Below are 18,412 nucleotides of genomic sequence, written 5' to 3' on the forward strand. Positions count from 1 at the left end.
GGCGGTCGTCGTCCGTCCGGACCGGATCGGTCCGCCCCGCACCGGCTCGCGGGTCAGCGGTCCGCCGTCGACTTCCGGAGCTGTGCCCTGACGTGCTGCTCGGGCACGGTGGGGGAGGCGGCGATGTCGTCGTACGTGTGGAAGAGCAGGCGGTTGTCCCCCACCGCCGCGTACACGGCCGTCCACCGCTCCCCGCCCGTGCCCCAGGTCGCGTCGAGGAGGAAGGCCACGACGGGGGCCTCCACGGCGGAGAACGGCACCGGCCGCACCGTGTAGGTGGCATCGCCCTCGGGCGTGGGAACGACGGGGACGGGGCAGCCGCCGTGGACGGCACGGGCCAGTCCCGCGAACGCGGCCCGGCCCGCCCCGGGGCTCAGGGCGCCCGCGCTGACGTGCAGCTTCGTCTCCGCCGTGACGTGGACGGACGCCTCGTCCACGAGCGGATGGACGAGCACGGCGGCGGCCAGGGGCGCGCATCCAGGCGAGGCCGCGGAGATCCGCTCGACGGCCGCACGGCTCGCGGACAGCGCCGAAGGATCCCGTGCCACGGCCTCGATCCGCGTCCCCGCGGGCAGTTCCCCGGCGGCCGGCAGGCTTCGCTTCGACTCCGCGGGGGACAGCGGGGCGGCCTCCCGCCAGGGGACTTCGGTCGCGGACCCCTGCCCGCCGCCACCCGAATCCGAGGCAGGCGCGGAGCCGGAGCCCGCACCCGGCCGGTCGACCGGTGCGGTGCCCCCGGCCGGACAGCTCGCGAGCAGCAGCACCGTCAGCAACGGCACCGCCTTCAACGCGCCGTTCCCGCCGCGTCCGCCCTTCGCCGTTCTCATGGGATCCCCCTTCGCCGCGCACCGCTCCGGCCCCGGCGTCCTCCCGTCGACGCCGCTGGATTCCTGCCCGTTCCGGCGGCGGGGGAACGTATCGTCGGCATATCGAAAACCGGATACGCCGGCGCAACGGGCGGGGGCGTTCCCTGGGGGGATGGTGAAGCGAACCGTCGTGCCCGCCGGGCCGTCCCGTCCCCCGCGCGCCCTCCTCGTCCCCGTTCTGGTCCTCGCGGGGCTCGCCGGGGTGCTCTTCCCGCTGCGCCGGATGCTGCTGATGGCGGCCCCGGTGTGCTTCGCGGGGCGGTGGCACGGCTGCGGGGACACCTTCAACGGCGTGGTGCTGATGACGCTCCTGCTGGTCCCGGTCGGTCTGCTCGTGGCCGCCGGCCTCGCCTCCCGGCGGCGGGCGGCGGGGGTCGACCGGGTCTCCGCGTGGCGGCGCTCGCTGGCCGAGGTGGGGATGGTGCACGGGACGGTCCCGTTCGTGTGGCTGATCCTGATGCCCGGCGCCGGGGCCGGCGTGGTGCCCGGCCGGACCAGCCTGGTGCCGCTGCGCGACCTGCTCGTGATGGGCCCGCTGGGCATCGTCGGGAACCTGCTCGTCTTCGCCGCCCTCGGGTTCTTCGCCCCGGTCCGCTGGACCGCCCTCGCCTCCGTACCCAGGGTCCTGGCGCTCGGGGCGGGGTGCTCGGTCCTGGTCGAGACCGCGCAGTACGTGCTGAAGCTGGACCGGGTGTCATCGGTGGACGACGTCCTCCTCAACGCGAGCGGCGCCGCCCTGGCGGCCCTGGCCTCCCACCGCTGGTGGCGCCACGCCCACGAAGCCCCCCTGGACCCGACCCCCGCCCCGCCCTCCGCCCGCCCCACCCCGGCACAGCCGTGACCGCCCCGACCGGGCCGACCCATCCGGGCACCGGAACGCCGCACTCCCTAGGCTGCCACCATGCGCGTACTGATCCTTGAGGACGAGCCCTACCTCGCCGAGGCCGTCCGGGACGGGCTCCGGCTGGAGGCCATCGCCGCCGACATCGCCGGCGACGGCGACACCGCCCTGGAGCTGCTCGACCTGCACGCGTACGACCTCGCGGTCCTCGACCGGGACGTCCCGGGCCCGTCCGGCGACGAGGTGGCCCGCCGCATCGTGGCCTCCGGCAGCGGCATCCCGATCCTGATGCTCACCGCCGCCGACCGGATCGACGACAAGGAGTCCGGGTTCGCCCTCGGCGCCGACGACTACCTCACCAAACCCTTCGAGCTGCGCGAACTCGTGCTGAGGCTGCGGGCCCTCGACCGCAGGCGCGGGCACTCCCGACCCCCGGTGCGCGAGATCGCGGGCCTGCGGGTGGACCCGTTCCGCAGGGAGGTGTTCCGCGACGGCCGGTACGTGGCGCTGACGCGCAAGCAGTTCGCGGTGCTGGAGGTGCTGGTGGCGGCCGAGGGCGGGGTCGTCAGCGCGGAGGACCTGCTCGCCCGGGCCTGGGACGAGAACGCCGACCCCTTCACCAACGCGGTCCGCATCACCGTGTCCGCCCTGCGCAAACGACTCGGCGAACCGTGGGCGATCGCCACGGTGCCCGGCGTCGGCTACCGCATCGACACCGGCGGCGACGGGGGTGGCAGCGCTGGTGCGGGGACGGGCGCCGCCCGATGACTTCCGCGGGCACCGGCACCAGGACAGGGGCCGTGCCGCCGGATCCCGCGCGCCGCCGCGGGATGAGCGTCCGGCTCAAGCTGACCCTCAGCTACGCCGGGTTCCTCGCGCTCGCGGGGGCGCTGCTGCTGGTCGTGGTGTGGCTCTACCTGCTGCGGTACGTGCCCGACAACGACCAAGGGCTGCTGGGGGTGGCGCCGAACCGCTGGCTGCTCGTCCGGATCTTCTTCCCGGCCGCCGCCGTGGCGATGGCGGGGCTGCTGGTGTTCGGCCTGGTCGGGGGCTGGTTCCTGGCGGGCCGGATGCTGGCACCGCTCGGCCGGATCACCGCCGTGGCCCGGACGGCCGGAGGGGCCGACCTGTCCCGGCGGATCGGGCTGACCGGCCGCCACGACGAGTTCCGGGAGCTGGCCGACGCCTTCGACGGCATGCTCGGACGGCTGGAGTCCCACGTGGCCGAGCAACGGCGCTTCGCCGCCAACGCCTCCCACGAGCTGCGCACCCCGCTGGCCGTCACGCAGTCGCTGCTCGACCTGGCCGCCCGGGATCCGTCGTACGACCGGGAGGAACTGCTCGCCCGCCTGCGGACCGTGAACGCGCGGGCGACCGGGCTCACGGAGGCGCTGCTGCTGCTCGCCCGCAGCGACAGCGGGAGCTTCGTCCGGGAGGAGGTGGACCTGTCGCTCCTCGCCGAGGAGGCCACCGAGGAGCTGCTGCCCCTGGCCGAACGGCGCGGGACCACCCTCGACGTGACCGGTTCGGGGGCCCCCACGGGCGGTTCGCCGGAGCTGCTGCTCAGGATGGTGGCGAACCTGGTCCAGAACGCGGTGGTGCACAACCTCCCCTCCGGCGGCACCGTGACGGTGCACACGGAGACGCTCCGCCCCGGTGCGGGGCGGAGCGGGGGAGCGCTGCTGCGGGTGGAGAACACCGGGCCGCCGGTGCCACCGGACCTGCTGCCCACCCTCACCGAACCGTTCCGGCGCGGTGCCGGGCGGGTCCGGAGCGACGAGCACGCCGGCGCGGGTCTCGGACTGGCCCTCGCGCACGGCGTGGCACGGGCCCACGGCGGCACCCTCGACCTGAGGGCCCGCCCCGGAGGCGGCCTCCGCGTCACGGTCCTGCTGCCGCTTCCGTCGAAGGACGCGGTGCACGGGGCGTGACGCGTGGGCCGTGCACCGCGTGGGCCGTGCCGCCTCCGGTCCGCAGGGAGCCGGTACGGGTGGCCGGTACGGGCGCTACTTCTGGTCGCGGTTGTAGACCGCGCGGGACCAGCGGTACCCGAGGACGGTGAGGGCCAGGCACCAGGCGACCGCCAACCAGCCGTTGTGGCCGATCTCCGTGCCGAGGAGCAGTCCGCGCAGCGTCTCGATCGCCGGGGTGAAGGGCTGGTACTCGGCGACCGGCCGGAACCAGCCCGGCATCGCGTCCACCGGGACGAACGCGCTGGACAGCAACGGCAGCATGATCATCGGCAGGGCGTTGTTGCTGGCCGCCTCGGCGTTGGGGCTGACCAGCCCCATGCCCACCGCGATCCAGGTCAGGGCCGTCGCGAAGAGCACCAGCAGACCGAAGGCGGCCAGCCATTCCAGAGCCGTCGCGTCGGAGGAACGGAAGCCGATGGCCACGCCCACCGCGCCGACGAGCAGCACGCTGAGGACGGACTGCAGCACGCTGCCCGCCACATGGCCGATGATCACGGCGCCGCGGTGGATGGCCATGGTGCGGAAGCGGGCGATGATCCCCTCGGTCATGTCGTTGGAGACGGAGACCGCCGTGCCGACCACGGTCCCGCCGATGGTCATGAGCAGGATGCCCGGCACCAGGTAGGCGAGGTAGCGGGCCCGGTCCGCGCCCCCGCCGAGGCCCGCGCTCATCACGTCGCCGAAGACGTAGACGAAGAGGAGCAGGAGCATCACCGGGGTCAGGAGGAGATTGAGCGTCATCGACGGGTAGCGCCGGGCGTGCAGCAGGTTGCGGCGCAGCATCGTGGACGAGTCGCGGACGGCGAGGGACAGGGAACTCATCGGGCGGACTCCTCGGAGGAGGGGCGGGCGGCGGACGCGCCGGCGGGGCTGGTCGTGGCGGCGGTGGGGGTGGTGGGGGTCGTGCCGGCGGTGGGGCCGGTGGTGGCGGTCAGGGCGAAGAAGACGTCGTCGAGGTCGGGGGTGTGCACGGTCAGTTCGTCCGCCTCCACGCCCGCCGCGTCCAGCCAGTCGAGGAGGGCGCGCAGTTCGCGTTGGCTGCCGTCGCTGGGGATCCGCAGCGTCAGCGCCTCCTCGTCGCGGGTGATCTCCCGGGGCCGCAGGGCCTCGGAGGCGGCCCGGTAGGCGGCCGGATCGGCGAAGCGGAGGCTGACGTGCCCGCCCGGGACGAGCCGCTTCAGCTCCTCCGCGGTCCCCTCGGCGGCGATCCGGCCGTCGTGCAGCACGGCGATTCGATCGGCGAGCTGGTCGGCCTCTTCCAGGTACTGGGTGGTGAGGAAGACGGTGACCCCGTCCGCGACCAGCTCCCGGATGATCCGCCACATGTTGTGCCGGGAACGCGGGTCCAGCCCGGTGGTGGGCTCGTCGAGGAAGATGATCCGCGGCCCGCCGACCAGTGTCATGGCGATGTCCAGCCGCCGCTTCATGCCGCCCGAGTAGGTGGCGGCGGGCTTGTCCGCGGCCTCGGTGAGGTCGAAGCGGGCCAGGAGTTCGGCGGCCGTGCGCCGGCCCTCGGCCTTCGGGAGCCGGTGCAGGTCGGCCATCAGGAGCATGTTCTCCGTGCCGGTGATGAGCCCGTCCACGGCGGAGAACTGTCCGGTGACCCCGATGGCGGCGCGGACGGACTGCGGGGCGGCCGCGAGGTCGTGGCCGGCCACCTGCGCCCGGCCGCCGTCGGCCGAGACGAGCGTGGAGAGGATCTTCACCGCGGTGGTCTTGCCGGCGCCGTTCGGGCCGAGCAGGGCGAAGACGGATCCGGCCGGGATGTGCAGGTCGATGCCGTCGAGGACGACGCGGTACCCGTAGGACTTGCGCAGCCCCGTGGCGCTGACGGCGACCGGGGGCGTGGCGCTCCCGTCTTCGCGATGTGATGTGGGCATGACAGAACTGGGCATGTGCCCTCCGTTCAGAGGCTGAAGGGAAGAGAAGTCTCGACTTCGATCGGACGCACAGTCTCGATCTCAAGGAGAGGTTGAGGGTGAGGGTCGGGGCACTCCCCGAGGACCCCGCCCCTGTCCGGCCCCGCAGTTCCGCCGCCGGTCCGCTGCGGGGCGGGTGGGCGGCGGGTCAGGACTTGGCGCGGAGGACCTCGACGTTCCCGTAGCGCGTGCGCGCCCGGACCTTCACGGTCTCCTCGCTCTCCTCCGGCCCCTCGGCCGAGGCGAGCCCGTTCCGTACGTGACCGTTGTCCGACCTGACGTCGAGCCAGGCGGCCGTACCGGCGCGGACTCCGATCTCGATGGACCCGTACGAGGTCTCCAGCTGCGCGGTGCCGCGCGCCACGTCCCCGAGCCGCAGGGTCCCGTGGGCGGTGGTGGCGGTGACCGAGTCCTCGGCGCGCAGGACGTCGATGTCGCCGTTGGCCCCGCTGACCCGCAGTTCCCCGGTCGCGGCGCCGACGGTCGTGCTGCCGTGCGAGTTCTTCAGCACGCCGGTCCCGTCGATCAGGCCGACGCGGACGCTGCCCGAGCTGGTGGTGATCTCGGCCGTGCCCTCGACCCGGTCCACGGTGACGGAGCCGTGCGAGGCCGTCAGCTTCAGCGGGCCGGTGGTGTCCAGTCGCACGTCACCCGCGGAGGTCTTCACGCGGACCTCGCCGAACCGGCCGGAGCCGAGCACCTGCGCCCAGGCGCCGGTGACGTCCAGGCGGGAGCCGGTGGGCAGCCCGATCGTCACGTCCACGGTGCCGGTCCGGCCGAAGAGGCCGGGCTTGGGGGTCCGTACCGTCAGGGCGCCGTTCGCGTAGCTGACCTCGGTCTGGGCGGCGGTCCGCACGTCCAGGTCCTTCTCCGGGTCGCGGGGGCGCACTTCCACGCTGGTGTCGGCGCGGTCCGTCGCGCTGAAGTGGAGGGAACCGGCGTCGACGCGGGCGGTGGCCGCGATGGGTGCGGGGGAGTCGTAAGAAGGCATGGCTGTCCCGTCCTCCTGGGTCGTGGGTCCTGGTTCGTGGATCGTGTTCGGTGGGTCGCCCCGGTTTCCGGGACGGGCGGGGGTCGCTCCGCAGGGTGCGGTGCGGTGCGGTCCGGTGTGGCCTCGGTGATGGGGTGCCGGAGCGTCGTGCGGGGCGGGGTCAGCGCACCCAGCCGGTGATGCTCTGGCCGACGTGCGGGGTGCCCGGGGCGCGTTCCGTCGTGTGCGGTCGGGCCCCGCCCCCTTCCAGAGCCGCCGCGACGGCCCGCGTCAGCCAGGCGTTGACCGACAGGCCCTCGCGTCCGGCGGCCTCCTCGGCGCGGGCCTTGAGGTGGGCGGGCAGGCGCAGGTTGACCCGCGCGGTGCCGCCGTCCTCCCCGTCTGCCGGTGCCGGGCCGCCGGCCGGAACCGGACCCGGACCCGGACCCGGGAGGTCCGCGGGGACCGCGAGGGGATGGGGCGGAGCGTCGGTGCCCGCCGGGGCGCGGCCCTCGGTGGGCGGCAGCGTCACGACGAAATCGGGCTCCAGCCCGCGCAGCCGTACGTCGACCGATCCGGGGGCGAGGTCGCGGGTGATCTCGTCCATGGCGGCGGAGAGCACGTTCAGCAGGGTCAGGCGGGTGGCGGACTCCAGGGGAGCCGTCAGCCGCTCGGCCAGCCTGCGCGCGTCCTCGCCTCCGGCCTCGGCGGCCACCGCGAGTTCACGGTGGAGGGTGTCGACATACGGGGTCAGGTCCATGGCGTCATCATGGCGCCATCATGGCGCCATTGGCAAGGGTGAATGGCGCCGCTCTGGGTTCGAAGGCGCGCTTGCTGGCTCTGAACTGCGAAAACGGCGCACTTGAGTGATCGCCAGATGTGGTTTCGAGGCCGTGAGGGCGTCTGTGGTCCCGCCCTTTGGTGCCACTCGGACGCCATGTGGCGCCATGTGGCGCCATGTGGCGCCATGCGGTGTCGAGGGGTGTCACATGGTCGCGGGGTGGCGCCATGGCGGGTACATGGTGGCGCCACCGCAGTGCTGCTCGCCCGGACGACGCACGGGCCACCCCGATCCCGCCGTCGCCCCGGCGCGGCGCGCCTGGGCCGCGTACCCGCCGGACGCTGATGGGATGGCGGGCATGAGCCCCGTGCACTGGCTGTTCGGCGACCAGCTCGGACCGCACTTCACGGCCACCGCCGACGGCGGTACGCCCCGGAACACCCGCTGGCTGCTGATCGAGTCCAAGGCGGTGTTCCGGCGGCGCCGCTTCCACCGGGCCAAGGCGCACCTCGTGCTCAGCGCCATGCGGCACCGGGCCGCCGAACTCGGCGACAGCGCCCGGTACGTGCGGGCCGAGACCTACCGGGCGGGCCTGGCGGAGGCCGTCGGCGAGGCGCCCGTCTCGGTGCACCACCCCACCTCGCGGGCCGCGCTCGCCCTCACCGACGCCCTGCCGCAGGTCACCGTCCACCCGGCCCGGGGGTTCGTCACCGGCCGTCGGGAGTTCGCGGACTGGGTGGCGGCCCGCGGCGGTCGGCGGCTCCTCCAGGAGGACTTCTACGAGCACACCCGCCGCACCCACGGCATCCTCATGGACGGGGAGGGTCCGGCGGGCGGCCGCTGGAACCTCGACCACGACAACCGCGAACCCCCGCCCCGGGACCGCGCCACCCTCGGCGCCCCCGCCCCGTACCGGCCCCGCGAGGACGCGATCGACGAGGAGGTCCGCGCCGACCTGGACCGCTGGGAACGCGAGGACGGGATCGCCTTCACCGGCCGCGACGGGCCCCGCCTCTTCCCCGCGACCCGCCGCGAGGCCCTGGCCGCGCTGGACCGGTTCGTCACCCACCGGCTGCCCGGATTCGGGGCGCACGAGGACGCCATGCTCGCCGCCGACCCGGTGATGAGCCACAGCCTGCTGTCCTCCTCCCTCAACCTCGGCCTCCTCGACCCGCTGGAGGTCGTCCGCCGCGCCGAGGCGGAATGGCGGGCCGGGCGGGTGCCGCTCAACAGCGCGGAAGGGTTCGTCCGCCAGGTCTGCGGCTGGCGCGAGTACGTCTGGCACCTGTACTGGCACTTCGGCGAGGAGTACCGGCACCGCAACGCCCTGCGCCACACCGCCCCGCTCCCGGACTGGTTCGAGGACCTCGACGCGGACGCCGTCACCGCCCGCTGCCTCGCCACCGTCCTCGCCCAGGTCCGCGACACCGGCTGGACCCACCACATCCCCCGGCTCATGGTCCTGGGCAGCCTCGCCCTCCAGCGCGGCTGGGACCCGGAGCGGGTCACGGACTGGTTCCACCGCAATTTCGTGGACGGCTACGACTGGGTGATGCTGCCCAACGTCGTCGGCATGTCCCAGTACGCCGACGGTGGACTGATGACCACCAAGCCCTACACCTCCGGCGGCGCCTACCTGCACCGGATGAGCGACCTCTGCACGGGCTGCCGCTACCGCCCCGGGGACCGCACGGGCGAGCGCGCCTGCCCCTTCACCACCGGCTACTGGTCCTTCCTGGACCGCCACCGCGCCCGGCTCTCCACGAACCCCCGCATGGCCCGTTCCGTCCAGGGCCTCGACCGCCTCGCCGACCTCGACGAAGTCCTCCGCACCCACCACGCCACGACCACCACCGCCCCACCCTGACCCCACCCCGGCCCCACCCACGTCCCCGACGCGACGCCGCCCGACCCCGCCCACCCCGCGTCCCAGCCCCGCCCCGCCCCGCCACGGATACGCTCGGCCGGTGGACAGCATGCAGCGGGCGGCCGGCGCGATCGTCGGGTCGGCGGTCGGGGACGCCCTGGGCGGGCCCTTCGAGTTCGGCCCTCCGGGAGCCTTCTCGGCCCGTTTCCCCACGCCGGGCGGCGGCGGGGAGATGGCCGGGGGCGGCGGCTGGGACCCCGGGGAGGCCACCGACGACACGCAGATGGCCGTGCTGGTCGGGGAATCCCTGCTGGAACACGGCGGCCTCGACCTGCCCGATGTCTTCGCCCGCTTCCGGCGTTGGGCGGTCTCCGACCCCAAGGACATCGGCCTCCAGACCGAGGACGTCCTCACCAACGGCCAACCGTGGGACCTCGCCGCCGCCGTCCACTTCCAGGTCAACCGGCACGCCGCCGGCAACGGCTCCCTGATGCGAGCGACCACCTCCGCCGTGTGGTTCGCGCCCGCCGGACGGACCGCCACCATGGACGCGGCCCGCCGGATCGCCGCCCTCACCCACGGCGATCGCGCGGCCTGGGAGGGCACGGCCCTCTACCACGAGCTGATCCGCGCCGCCCTGGACGGCGACGATCCCCTCGCCGCGCTCCCCGCCGCACTCGCCCGCCTCCGCCCCGATCACCGGGAGCGCTACGCCACCGTCCTCGCCGACGACTGGCACCCGGACCGGGCCACCGAGTTCAACGGCGCCGTCTGGCCCTGCCTGGGCTCGGCGGTGTGGGCGCTGCGCACCACCACCTGCTACGAGCAGGCCGTCCGCGCGGCGATCGACCTCGGCGGGGACACCGACACGGTGGCCGCGGTGACGGGCGGACTCGCGGGCGCCCGCTACGGCCTGGACGCCGTACCCACCCGCTGGACCGAGCCCCTGCACGTGCCGCTGCCCGACTCGGGCGGCCGCGTCCTCGGACTGCCCGACCTGCTCGGGCTGGCCGCCGCGCTCGCGGCCGGGGGCGCCGCCGCGGCATCCGCCGGCACCTGACCGGCCGGGACGGTCCCCGGCCGCGGTCAGCGCCCGGTCCTCGTGGTCAGCCCGTGGTGGGGTGGTCCGGGGGGTTCGTCGGGGCCGGGGTGTGGGTGGTGCGGAGGTCGTGGAGGGGGAAGGTCGCGGGGGTGGGGCAGGTCGGGTCGTGGAGTTCCACCGGGAGCAGGGCCCAGGCCAGGGCCGCGCCGGGGGCGCGGCGGTCCGGGTCCAGCGCCAGGTGCAGGCGGGTGCCGTGGGGGCGCGGGGCGGGGCACTCCCGCCAGGGGGCGGGGGCGAGCGGCCCGTTCGCCTCGCGGCGGTGGCCGCGGCCGTCCGCCCACACCTCGACCACCGTCCGGACGCTCAGCGCGGCGGCGGCCCCGGCGGCCGGTCCGGGCAGGAGGCGGGTCGGTGGGCCGGGGGCGTGGCGGCGGTCGTCGGTCACGGTGAAGGCCAGGTCGGCGGCGATCTCGACGGCGATCCGCCGGTGCGTGCCGTCCGCCCGGTGCAGGGCCTCGTGGACCACCCGCTGGAGCACCTCCGTCGGCAGTTCCTCGCTGCCCCCGTCCACGCCGAAGTAGCGCTCGGGCCGGGCCCGTACCTCGGCCACGAAGGTCGCCCATCCGCCCGGCAGCCCTCCGGCCCCCGTCTCCCGCACCACCCGGTCCCTCCGTCCGCCGCCCCTGCGTGTCCCTGCCGCCTGTCGCCTGCCGCGTCGCCAGTCGGCCCTTGCCTTCCGGATGTCTTCCGGTGCCGGACCGCCTTCCGGCCGGTCAGGGGCGCAGGAGGCGCTCCACCAGGTGCGTCCAGGTGTCGGCGAAGGCGGCGGCCGTGCCCTCGGGGGGCTCGGCGGGGGTCCGGGGGAGGGCCACGTAGAGCAGGGTCGGGCCTTCGAGCGCCGCGGAGAGCTGTACGGCGAGGTGGTCGAGGTGGGGGAGGTCGGGCACGGCCAGGCCGAGCAGCACGCGGATGTGCTGGCGGCTGAAGGGGGCCTCCCCGGCCGGGACCGTCAGCCCGCGGTCCACGGCGGCCCGCGCCACCGCGTGGTGGGCGAACAGGAACGCGATGCGGTGCCGTCCGAAGGCGGTGAGGCGTTCTTCGGGTCCGGCGCCCGGCCCCAGGGGTGGCGGCCCCTCCAGTACCCGCCGCTGGAACTCCGTCTCGTCGGCGTCCAGGAGCGCGCGGAAGATCCCGGCGCGGGTGCCGAAGCGCCGGAAGACGGTCCCCTTGCCGAGCCCGGCCCGTTCCGCGAGGCCGTCCATGGTGACGGCCTCCGGTCCCTGTTCCGCGAGCATCTCGCGGACGGTGGCCAGGAGGTGCTCGCGATTGCGCACGGCGTCGGCGCGCTCGGGGCGCGGCCTTCCGAGGGGAACGACAGGGAGATCCACGGGAGGAAACCTACCCGCAACACTAAACGGGGTGAAGTCCGTTTAGAGTCGTGGGCAGGGAGGCGCCCCGGAGCGGACGCCGCCCCGAACCGCCCTGCCCTGCTCCGCCCGCACGCCCTGACCGAGGAGACCCGTACATGAGCCTGTTCCGACTGGACGCCAGCATCTTCCCCGCCGCATCCGCCGGTGCGGAGATCGCCGACACCGCCGAGGCCGAGTGGGCCGCCGCACGCCCCGGCCTGCCGTCCGTGCGCCGCCACCTCGGCACGGACCCCCTCCCCTCGGACGCCTGGGCCCTGGCCACCGCCGCCGCCGGCACCCCCGAATCCGACCGGACCCACGCCCAGCGCGACGCCTACGCCCTGGCCGTGTCCCTCGCCGACGAACTCCGCGGCGCCGAGGCCGTGATCCTGGCCGTACCCCTCTACAACTTCGGGGTGTCCCAGCACTTCAAGGCGTGGGTGGACCTGGTCATCGCGGCCGCCGGCCCCACCACGCCCCTCCTCAAGGGCATCCCGACCCTGCTCGTCACGACCCTCGGCGGCGGCTACGGTCCCGGTACCCCCAGGGAGGGCTGGGACCACTCCACGCCCTATCTGAAGCGGATCCTCGCCGACGTGTGGGAGGCCGAACTCGTCCACGTGCAGCGGGAACTGACCCTGGCCGCTACCACCCCGGCCCTCGCGGCCCTGCGGGAGCCGGCCGCCGCGCTCCACGCCCGGGCCCTCACGGACGCCCGCGAGGCGGGCCGCACCCTCGTCCGTCCCTGAGCGGCGGGACGAGGGCTGTCGGCGACCGCCCCGTCCCGACCGTTCCGGCGTGCGCCCACGCGGGTGGCGCGCGCCGACCGCCGACGCGGACGGGGGGCCGGGGCGGACGGGGGCCGGGGCGGACGGGAGCCGGGGAGCGGAGGGGCGGCGCCCGTCCGCTCCCCGGCAGCCCCGCCCCCGTCAGCCGTCGGCGCGCAGGGCCGTGTCCAGGTGGGACATCAGGGCGGCGAGGCGGTTGCGGCCGGTCGGGGCCGGAGGGTAGCGGCGGAGTACGGCGACCACCGTGGGGGAGGCCCGGAGCCGGGCCGCTTCCAGGTGGGCGAGACCGGCGGCCGGATCCTCACCGGTCCCGGCCCCGCCGGGGTCCGCCGCGCCCGTGCCGAGCTCGGCCACGCGGGCGGCACAGGCCGCGGCCCGCAGGATGTGGCCCACCTGCGTGGCCTGCGCCAGGGGGTGCAGGTAGGCGGCGGCCGCGGCGTCCCCGGCGGCCCGCGCGGCGAGCCGGGCGGCCTCGGTGGGGGCCTCCTTCGCGGCCCGGTGCGCCTCCAGGGCGGTGACGCGCTGGAGGCGGGTGCGGTCGGCGCCCCGCGCGAACTCCCATGCGGCGGCCACCGCCGCCCGGGGCCGCGGATCCCCCGCCACAGCGGCCTCGAACACGGGCAGTACCTCTTCGGCGCTCTCCACCGCGTACCGGGCGACGGCCCGCAGCTCGTCCCCGGTCAGCTCGAAGTCCCCACCCGCACCACGCACTCCACCGGCTCCACTCATCCCCCGATCCTGCCGGCACCGGCACCGGCCCTGCCCCCGTGCTCCGCACGCGATCTCACCGACGGGTCGGGGAACGGACGCGGCCCCGGATCCTCCCGGCGGGCTTCAGGCGGTGCTGCTCGCGGGCGGGGCCCCGGTGGCGCGCAGGCGGTGTCGTCGGGCTCGGGCCGCGGCGTCGAGGGTGGGCCAGAAGCCGGTGAACCATGCTTCGGGGGTGTCCGGTGCGGGCCTGCCCGGCGCGACGGCCCCGTGCAGCTCCGTGGTCTCCGGCTCGACGGTGCGGTGGTGGGCGAGGATCCGGGGCTCGCCGGGCTCGTCGGCGTGGGCCAGGGCCACGCTCCGCAGGAACATCACGTTCGCCGCGAGCAGCCAGTGGTCCCCGGCGGTCGGCGCGCCGGCGCCCGCGGAGCCGGTGACGCCCGCCGACAGGCCCCACGGGTCGGGCGCCAGGTACCGGACCTGCCCCACCCCCGTGAACCGGGACGCCGCGGCGCACATCGGGCACGGCTCGTGGGTGCTCCACAGCACCGCGGTGCCGAGGTCCCAGCCCGTGCGGGCGGCCCCGAGGGCGTTCAGCTCGGCGTGCGCCAACGGCGTACCGGTCAGCGGGCCGCTGCCGGGGCCCTCCTCGTAGGCTTCGTTGCGGCCCTCCGCGAGCACCGTGCCCGCGGGGTCCGTCAGGACGGCGCCGACCGCCAGGCCGCCCACCCGCAGGGACGCGTACGCGAGGGTCAGGGCGCGCCGGACCGCTTCGGGGGCCGCGCCCCACGCCGTGTCGAACTCCGCCGCCGCCCGCTCGTCAGATGTCATCGGGTCATTGTCACGGGGCCCGGACGGCACGCGCCGGGCACCCCGTTCCTCGCGCCCGCCCGCCCGCCGTGCCCCGGGCCCGCCCGCGCACGCGCCGCCCCCGCACGGCCCCTCCCCGTGGCGATCAAGGAATGCCGACCCGACGATGGAAGGGCGGGCCCGGAGGCGTTGCCGTCGTGGCGCGGTGCGGTGTCGCGCCGGGCCGTGCGGGCGCCGGGCGGGTACCGGGTACCGGGGCCGGTGCGGGCATCCGTCCCGGCCGCCGCGCCCGGAGACGAGGAGGCGGCACCGTGACGACGAGCAGCCCCGACGATCACCCCGGCGACCCCTCCGGCGACCAACCGCGCGACCGCCCGCGCGACCGCCCCCTCGATCACCCCGGCGACCGCCCCGCGGACCCCTCCCGGACCGGCGATCCGCTCGGGCCCGCCGACGGGCTCCCCGGCGGCGCGCCGAGGGAGCGGGCCGCGTACGGGAAGGCCGCCCGGAGCCGGGTGCCGCGCTCCGGTCACGCCCACCTCGACCTCGCGGCCGACCGGGCCGACCCCGTCGCCGTCCTCCGCGCCCAGTCGGAGACCCGGGTGCCGGACCTGGTGCCCCTGCGCTACGGCCGGATGCTCCAGTCGCCCTTCCATTTCTACCGGGGAGCGGCGGCGGTCATGGCGGCCGACCTGGGGAACGCGCCCCACAGCGGGCTCACCGTGCAGCTGTGCGGGGACGCGCACGTCCTGAACTTCGGGCTGTTCGCCTCCGCCGAGCGCTCCCTCGTCTTCGACGTCAACGACTTCGACGAGACCCACCCCGGCCCCTTCGAATGGGACCTGAAGCGGCTGGCGGCGAGCCTCGTCGTCGCGGGCCGGGAGAACTCCTTCCCGGCCCGCGAGCGCGCCGCCGCCGTCCGCGAGGCCGTCACCGCCTACCAGCAGCGGATGCGCCGGTTCGCGGGCATGCGCGTCCTGGAGGTCTGGTACGCCCAGGACGACGCCGAGGGCCTGCGCGTGATCGCCGCGCAGAGCGGGGACCGGATCCGGCGCCGCACCGACCGGCTCGTCGCCAAGGCCCGCACCAAGGACCACCTGAGGGCCACCGCCCGCCTCACCCGCCGCGTGGACGGCCGGCTCCGCTTCGTCCCCGACCCGCCCCTGGTCGTCCCCGTCTCGGAACTGCTGGACGCCTCCCGGGGCGCGGACCAGCAGACCCTGCTCCGGGGGCTCCTCGACGGGTACGCCGACAGCCTCTCCCCGGAACGCCGCCACCTGCTGTCCCGCTACCGGGTCGCCGACATGGCCCGCAAGGTGGTGGGGGTCGGCAGCGTCGGCACCCGCTGCTGGATCATCCTGCTCACCGGCCGCGACGAGGAGGACCCGCTGGTCCTCCAGGCGAAGGAGGCGGGCCCGTCCGTCCTCGCCCCGTTCACCGGACCCGTGGGCTACGGCAACGAGGGCCGCCGGGTGGTGACCGGCCAGCGGCTCATCCAGGCGGCGGGGGACATCTTCCTCGGCTGGGAGCGGGTCACGGGCATCGACGGCCGCGGCCGCGACTTCTACGTCCGTCAACTCCACGACTGGAAGGGCTCGCTGCCCACCGAGGAGGTCCGTCCCGAGGGCATGCGGCTCCTCGCGCGCGCCTGTGGGGCCTCCCTGGCCCGCGGCCACGCCCGCTCCGGTGACCCGGTCGCCGTGGCCGCCTACCTGGGCACCTCGGACGCCTTCGCCCGCGCCCTCGTCGAGTTCGCCGAGGCGTACGCGGACCTCAACCAGCGGGACTACGAAGCCCTGTCCAGAGCCGCCCGCGCGGGCACGGTCCCCACCACGGACGGATGATCCCGGCCTCCCACCCACCGACCCGCTCGCCGTCCCACCCACCGGCCCGCTCGCCGTCCCACCCACCGGCCCGCTCGCCGTTCGGTCCGTGCGGGACCCCGGGGGCGTACCCACCCCGCGCGGCGGCCGGCCCCGCGCGGCGGGGAGTGCGCCGGTCGGGTCACGCCAAGGTCATCGCCGTACGGCTTCGCGCCACGGGGGTCGGGGTGGCCGAAATCGGTCGGGTGGGGGCGAGGGTCCGGCGCGGTCAGGGAAATGCCGATGCGCCCCGCAAGGAATTGCGATCAAGAAGAGTGCCTGGTGAAAGCATCCGGCTCCGCGAAATACTGTTGAAATAGAAATTTAAGGCCCGCGCTTTGTGTCAGGTCACCGACCGCGCGATCGAGCGTGTCCGGATGACGTCTTAACCGCCCCGGGGCCCTCTGCTTCAGTGGAACGCGTTGTGTCCGTACCAAAGGAAGCAATGGAGGAGGTCCCATGGCCGAAGTCAAGAAGGTCACCCGGCCACCGGTGACCGCGTCGTCGCGGCCCTGCGCGTTCGTTTCACCGGACAAGGGCAACGCGCCGACCATCACGCCCGTCCGCAAGGAGGCGGTGGCCGACACGGCCCCCGCCGAGGCGCGGAAAGAGTCCGCCTCCGCCTGACCGCCGAGGCTGACCCAGGGACCGGCCACCCGCCGGGACCCGGGCCTTCGCGCGGGCCGGACCCCTGTCCCGGGGATTCGGCCCGCGTGCCGGGGCGGCCCCGCACGGAGCCCCCGCCCCTTCCGCCACGCCGTACCGCGCCCGCCCGACCCGCCCCGCCTCCCGGCCGCCCGAGCCGCACCCCCTCCGCGGCCCCGTCGGAACCGGGCCGCGGAAGCCCCGGGAAAGGCCCGCGCACGCCCGTGCCGAAAGCCGTGAGACGCAGGGAGAACTCTTCAGCATGCAGAATTCCGTGTACCAGTCCTCGCGTTACGTCCGTACCCTGCGCACCGCGGGAGATCGTGATTTCACGTCTTTCGGAGGACGCCTCGAATCCCTCGGGGACTTCCCGACCTCCGGCGGCGACGGAGAGCCCGGACGGCCCGGCGGCCCCGAAGAGCGCACCATGGCCTTCCATTCCCTTTACGGAAATGCCCGGATCGTCGACCGCGACATCGTCGCCCTGCTCCGGGACGCGGCGAAGGGCCTCAGCGAACAGGACCTCCGCGCCCGCCTCGACGACGAGTCCCTCCAGGACCTCATCGAGGCCCGCTTCCTCGTCGCCGCCGGCCACGACGAGGCCGGCGAGATCGACGGACTGCTCGCCGACCGCCAGGAGGTCCTGGCCACCGGCGTCTTCCACTCCTCCATCCAGCTCGTCCTCACCAACGCCTGCAACTTCTCCTGCCAGGGCTGCTTCGCCTACAACTTCGACGGCGGCGTGGAGGAGCGGAACACCTCCGGCGAGTCCGTCAAACCCGGCCCCGTGCTCGTCGAACTCCGCCGCAGCCGTGAGGACGGCGCCGTCCCCGCCCCCCGCCAGGACTCCGGCCCCACCCTCGCGAGCGGCGACTGGAACCACGGCTCCGACTCCACCCGCAACCCCTCCATGCACATGTCCCGCGAGGTCGCCGAGAAGACCATCAAGGAGGCCATCGCCCTCCGCAAGGCCAACGGCGGCGGCCACCTCAGCGTCTCCTTCTTCGGCGGCGAACCCACCCTGGCCCGCGGCACGATCCTGCACGTCCTGCGGACCTTCGGAGACCGCCACGACGGAGTGAGCCTCTCCTACGACCTCACCAGCAACGGCTCCCGCATCGACGACGAACTCCTCGCCGCCCTCGCCCGGCACCGCGTGGACACCACCGTCTCCATCGACTACCTGGTGCCCGAGACCGGGGAGTTCCGCGGCGGACAGCAGCAGCGCACCCCCTGGCCGGTGGTCCGCAAGGCCATCCTCGACATGAAGGCCGCCGGCGTCCCCGTCAGCATCACCACCGTCCTCTCCCAGTACACCTGGGACAAGTGGGGCACCCCGCTCATCGACTTCGTCGCCGAGGCGGGCATCCCCGGCCTCGACGTCATCGTCTCCTTCCAGGCCAACGAGTTCTTCGCGAAGCACAGCCCCCACGACGTGGCCCAGAAGCTCCTGGCCGCCGTGGACTACGGCCGCGAGCGCGGGGTCCAGCTCAGCGGCTACTGGTACCAGACCTTCCAGATGATCATCGACGAGGCCAAGTGGGCCGAACAGGCCGACTACAAGACCTGTCCCGCCGTCGGCCGACAGCTCTCCATCGAGCCCAACGGCAGCGTCTTCGCCTGCAAGGCCACCGCCCGCTCCCTCGGCACCATCGACGACTGGAAGGGCGTCTTCGCCTCCCCCGCCTACCAGGACTACGGCATGCGGGCCTACACCAACGGCCCCGGCTGCCAGGGCTGCGAACTCCAGGGCACCTGCTCCGGCGGCTCGGCCGGCGCCCTGGAGGAGGAGAACGGCTCCATCCAGGTCATGTCGCCCGGCTACTGCGCCTACATGCGGGAGGTCGTCCAGGGCCTCCTCGAACGCCACCACGCCCAGTACCTGACCGCCCTCATCTGACCTCAGCCGAGGACCGACGGCCGTCGCCGGG

18 protein-coding genes are annotated in these 18,412 nt (G+C 74.9%); 9 read left to right on the forward strand and 9 right to left on the reverse strand.

The genetic code is table 11. The annotated features are described in order from the left end of the window. Nucleotides 1-53 precede the first annotated feature (53 nt). The gene (locus tag ABTZ17_RS15345) at nucleotides 54-827 is read right to left on the reverse strand and encodes a hypothetical protein (protein WP_352196089.1); all 774 of its coding nucleotides are present in this window, start codon (nucleotides 825-827) and stop codon (nucleotides 54-56) included. A 151-nt stretch (nucleotides 828-978) separates the two neighbouring features. Here ABTZ17_RS15345 and ABTZ17_RS15350 point away from each other — a divergent pair, with 151 nt between their 5' ends. From ABTZ17_RS15350 to ABTZ17_RS15360, 3 genes are all read left to right on the forward strand, one after another. Then, on the forward strand, nucleotides 979-1,707 hold the full coding sequence (locus tag ABTZ17_RS15350) for a VanZ family protein (protein WP_352196090.1): 729 nt from the start codon (nucleotides 979-981) through the stop codon (nucleotides 1,705-1,707). Nucleotides 1,708-1,767: 60 nt separating this feature from the next. Next, nucleotides 1,768-2,475: a response regulator transcription factor gene (locus tag ABTZ17_RS15355; RefSeq protein WP_352196091.1), complete on the forward strand. Its 708-nt coding sequence runs from the start codon at nucleotides 1,768-1,770 to the stop codon at nucleotides 2,473-2,475. Between the two features lie 62 nt (nucleotides 2,476-2,537). Further along, nucleotides 2,538-3,638, forward strand: coding sequence for a sensor histidine kinase (locus ABTZ17_RS15360; protein WP_352196138.1), 1,101 nt, complete (start codon nucleotides 2,538-2,540; stop codon nucleotides 3,636-3,638). 75 nt (nucleotides 3,639-3,713) lie between these two features. Here ABTZ17_RS15360 and ABTZ17_RS15365 read toward each other — a convergent pair whose 3' ends face one another. From ABTZ17_RS15365 to ABTZ17_RS15380, 4 genes are all read right to left on the reverse strand, one after another. Further along, the gene (locus tag ABTZ17_RS15365; protein ID WP_352196092.1) at nucleotides 3,714-4,502 is read right to left on the reverse strand and encodes an ABC transporter permease; all 789 of its coding nucleotides are present in this window, start codon (nucleotides 4,500-4,502) and stop codon (nucleotides 3,714-3,716) included. Further along, nucleotides 4,499-5,575, reverse strand: a complete 1,077-nt coding sequence (locus tag ABTZ17_RS15370; protein WP_352196093.1) for an ATP-binding cassette domain-containing protein — start codon at nucleotides 5,573-5,575, stop codon at nucleotides 4,499-4,501. The genes ABTZ17_RS15365 and ABTZ17_RS15370 overlap by 4 nt, the downstream gene beginning before the upstream one ends. Nucleotides 5,576-5,747: 172 nt before the next feature. Continuing rightward, a complete protein-coding gene (locus tag ABTZ17_RS15375) occupies nucleotides 5,748-6,590 on the reverse strand; it encodes a DUF4097 family beta strand repeat-containing protein (RefSeq protein ID WP_352196094.1) in 843 nt (280 codons plus the stop codon). 160 nt (nucleotides 6,591-6,750) lie between these two features. Next, on the reverse strand, nucleotides 6,751-7,329 hold the full coding sequence (locus ABTZ17_RS15380) for a hypothetical protein (RefSeq protein WP_352196095.1): 579 nt from the start codon (nucleotides 7,327-7,329) through the stop codon (nucleotides 6,751-6,753). Between the two features lie 379 nt (nucleotides 7,330-7,708). On the opposite strand from ABTZ17_RS15380, the gene ABTZ17_RS15385 reads away from it, so the two are divergent. Then, the gene (locus ABTZ17_RS15385) at nucleotides 7,709-9,217 is read left to right on the forward strand and encodes a cryptochrome/photolyase family protein (protein WP_352196139.1); all 1,509 of its coding nucleotides are present in this window, start codon (nucleotides 7,709-7,711) and stop codon (nucleotides 9,215-9,217) included. A 100-nt stretch (nucleotides 9,218-9,317) separates the two neighbouring features. Further along, entirely contained in the window at nucleotides 9,318-10,277 is a 960-nt protein-coding gene (locus ABTZ17_RS15390) for an ADP-ribosylglycohydrolase family protein (protein WP_352196096.1), read from the forward strand. A 46-nt stretch (nucleotides 10,278-10,323) separates the two neighbouring features. Here the strand turns inward: ABTZ17_RS15390 and ABTZ17_RS15395 are convergent, their stop codons facing one another. Beyond that, entirely contained in the window at nucleotides 10,324-10,920 is a 597-nt protein-coding gene (locus tag ABTZ17_RS15395) for a hypothetical protein (protein ID WP_352196097.1), read from the reverse strand. A gap of 112 nt (nucleotides 10,921-11,032) precedes the next feature. Next, on the reverse strand, nucleotides 11,033-11,647 hold the full coding sequence (locus ABTZ17_RS15400; protein ID WP_352196098.1) for a TetR/AcrR family transcriptional regulator: 615 nt from the start codon (nucleotides 11,645-11,647) through the stop codon (nucleotides 11,033-11,035). 137 nt (nucleotides 11,648-11,784) lie between these two features. Here ABTZ17_RS15400 and ABTZ17_RS15405 point away from each other — a divergent pair, with 137 nt between their 5' ends. Beyond that, nucleotides 11,785-12,417, forward strand: a complete 633-nt coding sequence (locus ABTZ17_RS15405) for an FMN-dependent NADH-azoreductase (RefSeq protein WP_352196099.1) — start codon at nucleotides 11,785-11,787, stop codon at nucleotides 12,415-12,417. Between the two features lie 180 nt (nucleotides 12,418-12,597). Here ABTZ17_RS15405 and ABTZ17_RS15410 read toward each other — a convergent pair whose 3' ends face one another. Further along, on the reverse strand, nucleotides 12,598-13,185 hold the full coding sequence (locus ABTZ17_RS15410; RefSeq protein WP_352196100.1) for a putative immunity protein: 588 nt from the start codon (nucleotides 13,183-13,185) through the stop codon (nucleotides 12,598-12,600). Between the two features lie 105 nt (nucleotides 13,186-13,290). After that, a complete protein-coding gene (locus ABTZ17_RS15415) occupies nucleotides 13,291-13,995 on the reverse strand; it encodes a nucleoside deaminase (protein ID WP_352196101.1) in 705 nt (234 codons plus the stop codon). Between the two features lie 290 nt (nucleotides 13,996-14,285). Here ABTZ17_RS15415 and ABTZ17_RS15420 point away from each other — a divergent pair, with 290 nt between their 5' ends. The 3 genes from ABTZ17_RS15420 (at nucleotide 14,286) to ABTZ17_RS15430 (ending at nucleotide 18,381) form a co-directional block, all read left to right on the forward strand. Next, a complete protein-coding gene (locus ABTZ17_RS15420; RefSeq protein WP_352196102.1) occupies nucleotides 14,286-15,818 on the forward strand; it encodes a DUF2252 domain-containing protein in 1,533 nt (510 codons plus the stop codon). Between the two features lie 477 nt (nucleotides 15,819-16,295). Beyond that, nucleotides 16,296-16,463 (forward strand): hypothetical protein, encoded by a 168-nt coding sequence (locus ABTZ17_RS15425; protein WP_352196103.1) that lies wholly within the window; start codon nucleotides 16,296-16,298, stop codon nucleotides 16,461-16,463. Between the two features lie 280 nt (nucleotides 16,464-16,743). After that, nucleotides 16,744-18,381 (forward strand): radical SAM/SPASM domain-containing protein, encoded by a 1,638-nt coding sequence (locus tag ABTZ17_RS15430; protein WP_352196104.1) that lies wholly within the window; start codon nucleotides 16,744-16,746, stop codon nucleotides 18,379-18,381. Nucleotides 18,382-18,412: the final 31 nt, after the last annotated feature.

This window comes from Streptomyces sp. NPDC097619 (assembly GCF_040302735.1).
GTDB lineage: Bacteria > Actinomycetota > Actinomycetes > Streptomycetales > Streptomycetaceae > Streptomyces.

What these genes read in the sequence shown, in the direction of transcription:
- ABTZ17_RS15410 (WP_352196100.1), bottom strand. Translation starts at nt 13,185, where the DNA reads ATGAGTGGAGCCGGTGGAGTGCGTGGTGCGGGTGGGGACTTCGAGCTG.
- ABTZ17_RS15375 (WP_352196094.1), bottom strand. Translation starts at nt 6,590, where the DNA reads ATGCCTTCTTACGACTCCCCCGCACCCATCGCGGCCACCGCCCGCGTC.
- ABTZ17_RS15360 (WP_352196138.1), top strand. Translation starts at nt 2,538, where the DNA reads ATGAGCGTCCGGCTCAAGCTGACCCTCAGCTACGCCGGGTTCCTCGCG.
- ABTZ17_RS15365 (WP_352196092.1), bottom strand. Translation starts at nt 4,502, where the DNA reads ATGAGTTCCCTGTCCCTCGCCGTCCGCGACTCGTCCACGATGCTGCGC.
- ABTZ17_RS15405 (WP_352196099.1), top strand. Translation starts at nt 11,785, where the DNA reads ATGAGCCTGTTCCGACTGGACGCCAGCATCTTCCCCGCCGCATCCGCC.
- ABTZ17_RS15350 (WP_352196090.1), top strand. Translation starts at nt 979, where the DNA reads ATGGTGAAGCGAACCGTCGTGCCCGCCGGGCCGTCCCGTCCCCCGCGC.
- ABTZ17_RS15380 (WP_352196095.1), bottom strand. Translation starts at nt 7,329, where the DNA reads ATGGACCTGACCCCGTATGTCGACACCCTCCACCGTGAACTCGCGGTG.
- ABTZ17_RS15425 (WP_352196103.1), top strand. Translation starts at nt 16,296, where the DNA reads ATGGCCGAAGTCAAGAAGGTCACCCGGCCACCGGTGACCGCGTCGTCG.
- ABTZ17_RS15370 (WP_352196093.1), bottom strand. Translation starts at nt 5,575, where the DNA reads ATGCCCAGTTCTGTCATGCCCACATCACATCGCGAAGACGGGAGCGCC.
- ABTZ17_RS15355 (WP_352196091.1), top strand. Translation starts at nt 1,768, where the DNA reads ATGCGCGTACTGATCCTTGAGGACGAGCCCTACCTCGCCGAGGCCGTC.
- ABTZ17_RS15345 (WP_352196089.1), bottom strand. Translation starts at nt 827, where the DNA reads ATGAGAACGGCGAAGGGCGGACGCGGCGGGAACGGCGCGTTGAAGGCG.
- ABTZ17_RS15430 (WP_352196104.1), top strand. Translation starts at nt 16,744, where the DNA reads ATGCAGAATTCCGTGTACCAGTCCTCGCGTTACGTCCGTACCCTGCGC.
- ABTZ17_RS15385 (WP_352196139.1), top strand. Translation starts at nt 7,709, where the DNA reads ATGAGCCCCGTGCACTGGCTGTTCGGCGACCAGCTCGGACCGCACTTC.
- ABTZ17_RS15415 (WP_352196101.1), bottom strand. Translation starts at nt 13,995, where the DNA reads ATGACATCTGACGAGCGGGCGGCGGCGGAGTTCGACACGGCGTGGGGC.